The organism is Clostridia bacterium (assembly GCA_036562685.1).
Classification (GTDB): Bacteria; Bacillota; Clostridia; order Christensenellales; family DUVY01; genus DUVY01.
Window position 1 is genome coordinate 1 of sequence record DATCJR010000140.1, and the last position, 6,750, is coordinate 6,750.

At 32.8% G+C, this 6,750-nt stretch carries 12 protein-coding genes; all 12 read left to right on the forward strand.

The annotated features are described in order from the left end of the window. The first annotated feature begins 13 nt into the window (after nucleotides 1–13). Nucleotides 14–187 carry a hypothetical protein gene (locus VIL26_06230; protein HEY8390526.1) on the forward strand — a complete coding sequence of 58 codons (174 nt, stop codon included), beginning with the start codon at nucleotides 14–16 and terminating at the stop codon, nucleotides 185–187. A gap of 167 nt (nucleotides 188–354) precedes the next feature. Then, nucleotides 355–537, forward strand: a complete 183-nt coding sequence (locus VIL26_06235) for a hypothetical protein (GenBank protein ID HEY8390527.1) — start codon at nucleotides 355–357, stop codon at nucleotides 535–537. Between the two features lie 44 nt (nucleotides 538–581). Further along, nucleotides 582–809: a hypothetical protein gene (locus tag VIL26_06240; protein ID HEY8390528.1), complete on the forward strand. Its 228-nt coding sequence runs from the start codon at nucleotides 582–584 to the stop codon at nucleotides 807–809. 95 nt (nucleotides 810–904) lie between these two features. Next, nucleotides 905–2,065 carry an InlB B-repeat-containing protein gene (locus VIL26_06245; protein HEY8390529.1) on the forward strand — a complete coding sequence of 387 codons (1,161 nt, stop codon included), beginning with the start codon at nucleotides 905–907 and terminating at the stop codon, nucleotides 2,063–2,065. A 3-nt stretch (nucleotides 2,066–2,068) separates the two neighbouring features. Continuing rightward, the gene (locus tag VIL26_06250) at nucleotides 2,069–3,013 is read left to right on the forward strand and encodes a hypothetical protein (protein ID HEY8390530.1); all 945 of its coding nucleotides are present in this window, start codon (nucleotides 2,069–2,071) and stop codon (nucleotides 3,011–3,013) included. Between the two features lie 197 nt (nucleotides 3,014–3,210). Further along, on the forward strand, nucleotides 3,211–4,035 hold the full coding sequence (locus VIL26_06255; GenBank protein ID HEY8390531.1) for a hypothetical protein: 825 nt from the start codon (nucleotides 3,211–3,213) through the stop codon (nucleotides 4,033–4,035). Nucleotides 4,036–4,093: 58 nt separating this feature from the next. Then, complete coding sequence (locus VIL26_06260; protein ID HEY8390532.1) at nucleotides 4,094–4,285, forward strand: hypothetical protein; 192 nt, start codon at nucleotides 4,094–4,096, stop codon at nucleotides 4,283–4,285. 233 nt (nucleotides 4,286–4,518) lie between these two features. Beyond that, nucleotides 4,519–4,695 (forward strand): hypothetical protein, encoded by a 177-nt coding sequence (locus VIL26_06265; protein ID HEY8390533.1) that lies wholly within the window; start codon nucleotides 4,519–4,521, stop codon nucleotides 4,693–4,695. After that, the gene (locus tag VIL26_06270) at nucleotides 4,688–5,080 is read left to right on the forward strand and encodes a hypothetical protein (protein ID HEY8390534.1); all 393 of its coding nucleotides are present in this window, start codon (nucleotides 4,688–4,690) and stop codon (nucleotides 5,078–5,080) included. Before VIL26_06265 ends, VIL26_06270 begins: the two co-directional genes overlap by 8 nt. Before the next feature lie 137 nt (nucleotides 5,081–5,217). Then, on the forward strand, nucleotides 5,218–5,421 hold the full coding sequence (locus VIL26_06275) for a hypothetical protein (protein ID HEY8390535.1): 204 nt from the start codon (nucleotides 5,218–5,220) through the stop codon (nucleotides 5,419–5,421). Between the two features lie 16 nt (nucleotides 5,422–5,437). Further along, nucleotides 5,438–5,794, forward strand: a complete 357-nt coding sequence (locus VIL26_06280) for a hypothetical protein (GenBank protein HEY8390536.1) — start codon at nucleotides 5,438–5,440, stop codon at nucleotides 5,792–5,794. Between the two features lie 628 nt (nucleotides 5,795–6,422). Further along, nucleotides 6,423–6,750 (forward strand): hypothetical protein (locus VIL26_06285; GenBank protein ID HEY8390537.1); only part of this gene is annotated, 328 nt, incomplete at its 3' end.

Sequence of the window (6,750 nt, forward strand, 5' to 3'; positions counted from 1 at the left end):
AAGGAGTAGAAGAATGAATAAAACTATTACTGTAAATTGTGCTTTGGAGCAGTTTAAGGACAAAGTAACTGAAAAAGAAGTTACTTATTTAAAGCTTACTGCTGATGTTATGGGTATTACAATTAGATTAAAGCCTTATGATGCCACGACTGCACAACTTTTGAAAGTTTTTTTGACTTCAAAATAAAACAAGTTGAGCAAGAACGGGTAAAAAAATGTAATTTAATTCCTTACATATCTCATTCTCCATAGCCGACTGCAGACGGCTTAAGAAAAAAGTATTTTAAATACTGTTTGCAGAGCCTTTGCGGGTTGGGCTAATCAATCCGCTTTTATTTATAAGGGGATAGAAATATGGAAGTAATTTTATTAGATAAAATAGGCAATTTTTATTTATATTATGATTTTCAAGCTGAAAAGAAGTTTTTTTTAGTTATGAAAGATTATAATTATCGATTGTATTTTAAAAAAGAATTAGAAGCTAGAAGATATGCTCATAAACAATATATAAATTATTTGAATTGGTTATGTAAATAAAGTTTTTTAATAAAGAAATTTTAATTTAAAGGGGGTGAAACGTTATGGCGATAAGACCTTATAAAAATCCCGCAAAACGTGCAACGCAATATGTTCAAGAATTAAGGCAGGGTATGGACGTTTACGGTTATCCATTGAGGAGAACAGAAAAAGCTTTTCGTGCGGGTTATTTGCAGGCTAGACGAGACTCTGCAATTGCTTATAATCTTAAGACAGGAAGAAAGAAGCCTGAAGATTATGGCATTAAACCTTATAAGAATAAAAGAAGATAATTTTTATAAGGTAAAGCTGTGCTATCGGCTTGACGGGCATTTTTTTAAAAAGAAATTAGCTGTGCTATCGGCTTGACGGGCAGGAGGTTTTTAACTTGAAAGTCAAGAAAGTAAAAACAAAAATTCATTTTGGCAAAATAGCTTTTATTTTTGCCTTATGTTTTGTTGCGTTATGTGGTTTCACGGTTTCGTCTTATGCTTATGCGTCATCGTCTAAAGTGAATGCACCTATATCTGTAACTCTTACTCCAAACTATGATGAAGGAGTTATTTCAATTACTTTGACGCCTACAGGTTCAGATTATACTAGATTTAGAACGGCTGAACCTTTAAATATTTTTGCTATTTCAGGACATAAGACTATAAATGAAATTCCTGTTATTGATTATGAAGTGGATGATTTGCCTGAACCGTGTTTTAAGTTAGTTGATACAGGTATTACTGCAACACAATTTTTTGATAACAATAAAGCTGTTACTTATAGTTTTGATAGTTCTGTTTTAACAGAAGGTGAAGAATATACTATTTTTGCGTATTATCAATTTGTAGACGCTGAATGTGAGCATTTCTTTTCTGAATTATATTATTATACCTATTTAGTGCCTGTTCCGTTGCCGCCTGACCCTGTTAAAGAAGGGTATACATTTGTTGGGTGGTATTATGATGAAGAATTTACACAGCCTTATAATGGTGAGCCTATTTATGCGGATACAAAATTATATGCTAAATTTGAAATAAATAAATATACAGTAACTTTTAATCTTGCAGGTGGAGAGGTTATTGAAGGAGAAGCAATTCAAATAGTAGAATATGGCAATTCGGCAGTTGCCCCTACTGTAACTCGTGAAGGATATAGATTTATTGGCTGGGATAAGTCTTTTGATAATATAAAAGGTGATTTGATAGTAACTGCTCAATGGGAGCGTATAACTTATACAGTTACTTTTTATGTTGACGGAGAGGTTTATGACGTTATAACGGTATATCACGGAACAGTGTTTATTGATAATCCAAGTGTTCAAAAAATAATGCAAACACTTTCTGCTGTGTATTTGAACCCTGAAAAGACCGTTTTGTTATCTCCAACAACTGTTTTAGATGAAGATACGGTTTTATATGTAGATGTTGACGCAAGTTTAAGAAAATGGCTTGATATTGGCTTGTGGTTTCAAAAAAATTGGATATGGTTGGCTGTGGGTGCAGGTGTTTTGGCTTTTATTGTTATTGTTGTAATAATTAAGGTGAAAAGGGGGTAAATAATGAAAAAGATTATATTAGCTTTTTTAATGCTTATAACTTGTTTTAATGTTTTTGTTCCTGTAACTTATGCTAGTGAAAGTAATATTGAGGAAGGAGTGGTAAAGACCATTCCTTCCTCTGAAATAATGACTGTTGCAGATGTTGACAAGCCGATAGATGTTACTGCTGATAGTAGTAAAAAAACAATGTATTATTTATCAATACCTATTAATCAAAAAATGTATTTTTATAGGTTTAACTTGGTTGATATGCCAATTCAAGGTGATATTTTAAAGACAATAGAGCAAAATACTAGTATAAAGGGTTTTTATAATAGCTTTGAAAAAAGTTATATTGAAAAAGATATGTTTACTTTTATTTTTACTTATACTAATGTTAGGGTGAATAACAATCCTGTTATAACTACTTGGAATATACCTATAAAAAATTTAAAATATGACAATCCTTTGTTTGGCTGGAAACATTTATATCCTATTAGTTTTGATATAAATACTACTGTTGATATTAATATACGTTCTGAATATTATGATTTATTTAAAAATGCAGATTTATCGAGTATAACAATAACGATATTATATAGGGGTTCGGGTTATCCTATGTATCGTTATTCACATAAAAATGGTTGGTGGATTTTTTCCGAAGAAATTTATTCACCTTATTTCACTTTTTCAGGTATTGAGTTAAAACAAAGAGAAGTTCCTTCAGATTATGACCCTATTAAAGAAGAAGGGCAAGCACCTGACAATGGGGGAATTGATTTAAAGCCTATTAATGAAGGTGTAGTTTCACCTGTCAATTTGTTCGATTATATAAAAGACGCTTTTAAGGCGGTTTTTGCAGGGAATGCAAATATTGTTCAATATATAGTTGTTTTTGTTGTTTCTCTTGTTCTTTTGTTCTTATTGGGATTGATTATAAAAATTCTTACTTGGATTTTTAAGTGATAATTAATAGAGGTAATTAATATGTGGGAGTTTATCAAGCAATTATTTGATTTTAGTAATTGGTCAACTATGACCTTTCTTGAGCAGTCGATAAAAATGTTTAAAATTACAGTGTTTGTATTGCTTGTTTTAGCTGTTTTAGGAATTTTAACTAAAATTATACGATTGATTATAGGTTTAATAAGGTTGTTCCGAAAATGATTTATATTTTGTTTGGAGTTGTTATAATTTTTATAATTTTTATAGCTTTAATCGTTTTTGCCAAAAAAAGAAAAAAACGATTATGTAATGATTATGACGATAATTATTTTAAGGTTCAGAATGATTGGTTAGTTGAGCAATTTAGGACAAGAAATGTATATGTTTTTGGGAAAAAAAGGACAGGTAAAGATTTGCTTTTTGCTCACGTGATATATTTGCGTGGGGAAAAGCATTATGCTAATATGCCTTATGACGATAATACGGAAGTTATCGAACTTAAGGAAATAAATGTCGGTGGAAATACTTTTGAGCATATTATTGAGGGTCAAATAGAACCTTTTGAACCTCAATTTGAGTTTGGGCGAGATATATATTTATCTGACGCGGGCATTTTTTTCCCAAGTCAGTATCACAGAATTTTAGAGCAAAAGTTTCCTGATATGCCGATATTTTTTGCTTTGTCAGGTCATTTGTATGAACTTAATGTTCATTGTAATTGTCAAGAACTCGGTCGTGTTTGGGATAAATTAAGAGAACAGGCTGATTGTTATATTAGGGTGTTGGGGTGCAAGTGGTATCGTAATTATGCATTAGTTAGTTGTATCTCGTATACTGATTATAATGCCGCAGAACGCAAAATAAGCCCTCCAAGCCCTAAAAAATCTGAAAAGAAACTTTTGGAATTTTATGAAAAGTATGGCGAAGTTGTATATCGAACTTTTAAGATATACAAAAGTTATCTTAAGTATGATACTCATTATTTTAGACATAAATTTTTTAAAAATTGGTCAGAGGAGGTTTTAAATGCTGAAACGAGGTAAACTTTGGTTAGATAAACAACGTAAAATCAACCGTAGATTATATAGATTACTTGTTAAATTGCTTAAATCTTATAGTTGTTTATATTGTTCGCAACGTTGCGATTTACTTTGCAATGGTATAGCTAATGATTTGGGCGGTGGTGGACGGGAAAACTGTCGCACTAACGAATTGCTTAATCAAATTAAAAAACGAGAAGCAGAATGCGACGCGGCTGAACGTGATGACGCTCTCGATAATGCCCCTACTTGATAAGATATATTATATTTTGTAAAAATTGCTTTTGTTTTGGGCGGGTTTGGGCGGGTATTTTCGTATTAGTAAAATAAAATATCCTGATATCAGGGGGATAATATATCCTGATATCAGGATATATTTTTTTTTAAAAAAAAAAATGAAAAATTTTGAAAAAAACTCTTGACAATGTTTCCCAAATGTGATACAATACAATTAACAAAAATAAAAAAGAAAAGGAGATTGTAAAGATGAGAAACGTAACAAGACCGTGCGATTTAAACAAATATTATATGTATAAGGGCTATTTTATTGAAAAAGACAGACGCACCGGTTATTATAGCACTTATACTAGCAAAGGTCGCCTAATGGCAGACACCCAAAGAGGCATTAAAAAATTAATTAATGAGGTGATAGAAAATGAATAAAAAAGAACAGGAAATGAGAGCAGAAGCAAGAGCGGCCATAATCGAGGCATTAGAAAATGGTTATAGCGGGTATTATTGCGACTTGCACAACGAAGTTTTTAATACTGATTATTATATTATCGGTGTTAATCAAGCCAAAGAGGCATTAAGAGAATATGATGTATTTAATGCGATTGAAAAAGTGCAGACATACGAAAAAGATAATTTCGGTGAAGTTTATACGGATTTAAGCGACCCCGAAAGACTTGTTAATATGCTCTATTATATCATCGGTGAGGAAGTTTTGTATGAGATTATGGATAATGTTAATGTCTTTTGGGATAATTGGAATAATCAAGCGAATGAAGAAATGAACGCTTTAATATTAAAAGCTATCGAAAAATAGTAGATTAACGGCGGGTAAATCCCGCCGTTATTTTTTTATCTTTTTTAAAAAAAGTTAAAAAATTTTTAAAAAAACTCTTGACAAAATCTATCGAATGATATACAATATAAGTAACAAAACAAAAAGGAGTAACGATAATGGAAAAGTTTACAACAACTGAATTATTTTTAATGATGTGTGAATTAGAAAATGTTGGTAATGAACTTATGCAAATGGTGGCTAAATTTGAAGATGTTAAAGATATAGCATCTTTGAAACTTCAAGCTGATTTATACTTCAAATTAGCAGAAAAATTACGTTCTGTTATTGTGAACGGTGAAAAGCGTATAGCTATTTTATAACAAAAGGAGTTAACCTATGGGAAACAAAGTTAAAATTGATGTAAAAATTATTCGCTATGTGAATGGACAAAATATCCACGCTCTTGGTGATGTTGATATCGAGTCGTTTTTAGACGTTGAACCGCTTTATATCGATGAAAAATTGTTAAATGGTCAAATTTTATCTTTAGTCGATATCAATAATTACTGTTCAACTATCGATAATTACTGTAGGAAAGTAGCGGGAAAGATGATACCTTATGATACCGAATATGAGGGCTATTTGCTATTATTCTATTATGACGATGAATTAATAAGTAGTGCGTTACTAAATAACTATTCTGATTTTTTCGGTCATGACCTAGATTTAGATGATTTGGAGATAACCGAATGACACTTCAAGAAAAACTTCGTCAAGTCCGAATAAATAGGGGGTTAACATTACAAGAAGTCGCGAACGCTCTAGGACTTAAAACTAGAGCGTCCGTGCAACATTGGGAAACCGGTTATCGTGTGCCTAAATTGGCAAGCTTAAAAAAGCTTGCCAAGCTATACGGGGTAGATATAACGTATTTCATTTTGGACGATTAACGCGGCTGTTCGGATTGAACCGTATTTGTAAACGTATGTTCCCAGCCTTGCCTTTCGGAGTGAGCCGCCCCCTTCTCTACCTGTAACGCACTACACCCCCGCACTTGATACACTGTTAATGGCGACGGCGGTTAATTAATGCCTTGCCTCCCGTCGTTTCGCCGTTGCCCGCCTATTCGGTATCAAGTGCGGTCGGCGGCTGTCAAGAGGCAAATTGGAATAATAGGGGTAGCCGTAGGGGTTCCTGTTATGCCGAGAAAACTCTTGACAGCCGCCGAATAAAGAGGACGCAAGCTGTTCGCGAGGTATCGTTAGAAACTGGTGGCGGGCGTGGGCATTTCCCACGCCCGCCCTGTTAGGCGGAAAGGCTAGTGTTACCCTTTCCGCCACTTTTGAGACTTGAGACAAAATAAATTATTCGGGGTGAAAAAATGAGCGAAACATTCAGAAGTCGTTCTTGGCTTTTAACAATTAAATGTGCTGATATTACTTTGGATGAATTAAAAGAAAAATTAAAAGATTATGTCTATATCGGACAAAAAGAAAAAGGCGAAAAAACAGGATATGAACATTACCAAATATATATTGAAAATCCTACACAAATAAGGTTTGAGACGCTAAAAAACAAATTCCCGACTGGACATTTTGAAATAAGACGGGGAACGAAACAACAGGCATACGATTATTGCACAAAAGAAGAAACAAGAATAGGAGAACCTTTTGGCAACGGAGAGATTGATTTAGAAGATAAACAGGGAA

Coding starts and splice junctions, on each gene's coding strand:
- VIL26_06230 (HEY8390526.1), top strand. CDS start 14: ATGAATAAAACTATTACTGTAAATTGTGCTTTGGAGCAGTTTAAGGAC.
- VIL26_06235 (HEY8390527.1), top strand. CDS start 355: ATGGAAGTAATTTTATTAGATAAAATAGGCAATTTTTATTTATATTAT.
- VIL26_06240 (HEY8390528.1), top strand. CDS start 582: ATGGCGATAAGACCTTATAAAAATCCCGCAAAACGTGCAACGCAATAT.
- VIL26_06250 (HEY8390530.1), top strand. CDS start 2,069: ATGAAAAAGATTATATTAGCTTTTTTAATGCTTATAACTTGTTTTAAT.
- VIL26_06255 (HEY8390531.1), top strand. CDS start 3,211: ATGATTTATATTTTGTTTGGAGTTGTTATAATTTTTATAATTTTTATA.
- VIL26_06265 (HEY8390533.1), top strand. CDS start 4,519: ATGAGAAACGTAACAAGACCGTGCGATTTAAACAAATATTATATGTAT.
- VIL26_06270 (HEY8390534.1), top strand. CDS start 4,688: ATGAATAAAAAAGAACAGGAAATGAGAGCAGAAGCAAGAGCGGCCATA.
- VIL26_06275 (HEY8390535.1), top strand. CDS start 5,218: ATGGAAAAGTTTACAACAACTGAATTATTTTTAATGATGTGTGAATTA.
- VIL26_06280 (HEY8390536.1), top strand. CDS start 5,438: ATGGGAAACAAAGTTAAAATTGATGTAAAAATTATTCGCTATGTGAAT.